Here is a 1,544-nt window from a genome sequence, read left to right on the forward strand (position 1 = left end):
ACTCTTGATAGTACTCCAGAGCGTCAATGATGATATCCAATTGGACTTGATCGTATGTGTATATATCATTGATATTGTAGTTTCTATACTCTCCTACATCACCACGAATAATCTTTCTTCTAGGCATATTGTTCTATTCTCTCCTTATAATTTAATTAGTATTTAATCCTCATATGTACTCTAAGTATCTATTAATAATATATCAATCAAAAGGCAGGCAATACGAAAGCACAACATAACAGAATTGGCTGAAATGCTTGTAATTAAAGGCGTGCAGGAAAGAATAATTAGGTACATAGTGATACTTTAGACAACCTTATCTTAGCATATTGTTAATGGCGGTGATAATCATTTTTTCAAGTACATAAATTAAAATTAATTCACTAAATTGATATAAACGCAAAAGCGCTAATAACTTGAATTAGGCTCACTGTTACACCCCTAACCAACGAATTACAGTCATCCTTGCTACATTCAATTGTTTAGCAATCTGAGTGTTATTCATACCTTGCTCATGTAGCTGCTTCGCTTGAAATAAGCATGACAATAAAAATTTATCACTTTCCGAAGTCGGTTTTTTCTCTCAGGGTTGTAAATATTCTGTCGGCTGTACCTTTGCTCACGCCTTTAGGATCTCGCAGGATATTCGCTAACCATGATTGAAATGCAAGATAGTCTTTTGTACCTGCTAAATCTGAAATGGAGTGCTCTTTGGATAATATGATGCTGTATTTACTGATCTGAGCTTCTGTTAAATTGCAAAACATGTCGATAGTATTTTGATCTTTGGACGTAACTTCTCTTTGTTTTTTGGGTTGTTGCTTTTGCTCAATTTTAAATTGAACGGCACTAATAGCCCTGCCTTGCTTAAATTGTTCGTAACTGACTGTAAGATCGCTATGTTGGTTAATTTCACCCAAAGCCTTGTCTAGTACGTTAATTTTGAAGTTGCTCATAGTGCTGTATTCATTTACACCTAAGCCAAGTTTACTTCTCAAGTCTTCAATTTCGTACTTTTCGGTTTTTCCTGTACTAAGCCATTTAACGATCAGCTCATATAACCTTGTGCTGTATTTACTTTTGAAACTACTGACCTGCTCAAGGTGGTACTTTGTAAACTGTTCTTCTAGTCTACTGATCAAGCTAATCACTTCTTCACTGAAATACAAAACCACCATACCATTGTTATCAACGTAAGTTACTTTATTCACCCAGTTGGCAGTTGTATAAGCTGGTTGTCCCTTATACCGATCAAGGTAGCTAAACTCTCTGCGCTTCAATGTACGTGCTGCCTCTTTAATAGCACCGTAAATATTATTACTGTCTGCTTTAAATTGTTGCACGTAGTTGCTGACTAAAACTTCAATGGCAGTATTTGGTGTTAGCTTGCTTACTTCCCTAGCTTCTACTATCGCCAATAGCATGATTCGCTGTTCTACCAAGCTCAAATTGAAACTTGCATCAATAAGAGCATTGTCTTTGACTACTAATTTGTTTGAGTTATTCATTTTTTTGGTGAAGTTATTTAACTAGCTAGGTTATAG

2 protein-coding genes are annotated in these 1,544 nt (G+C 35.4%); both read right to left on the reverse strand.

All coding sequences use genetic code 11. The features are described from left to right. Window positions 1-433 precede the first annotated feature (433 nt). A complete protein-coding gene (locus FTV32_RS17660) occupies window positions 434-547 on the reverse strand; it encodes a helix-turn-helix domain-containing protein (RefSeq protein ID WP_257223479.1) in 114 nt (37 codons plus the stop codon). A gap of 10 nt (window positions 548-557) precedes the next feature. Further along, window positions 558-1,508 (reverse strand): replication initiation protein RepM, encoded by a 951-nt coding sequence (gene repM, locus FTV32_RS16990; protein WP_180023054.1) that lies wholly within the window; start codon window positions 1,506-1,508, stop codon window positions 558-560. Window positions 1,509-1,544 lie beyond the last annotated feature (36 nt).

Source organism: Acinetobacter sp. YH16032 (assembly GCF_013417345.1).
In the GTDB taxonomy this organism is placed as follows: Bacteria; Pseudomonadota; Gammaproteobacteria; order Pseudomonadales; family Moraxellaceae; genus Acinetobacter.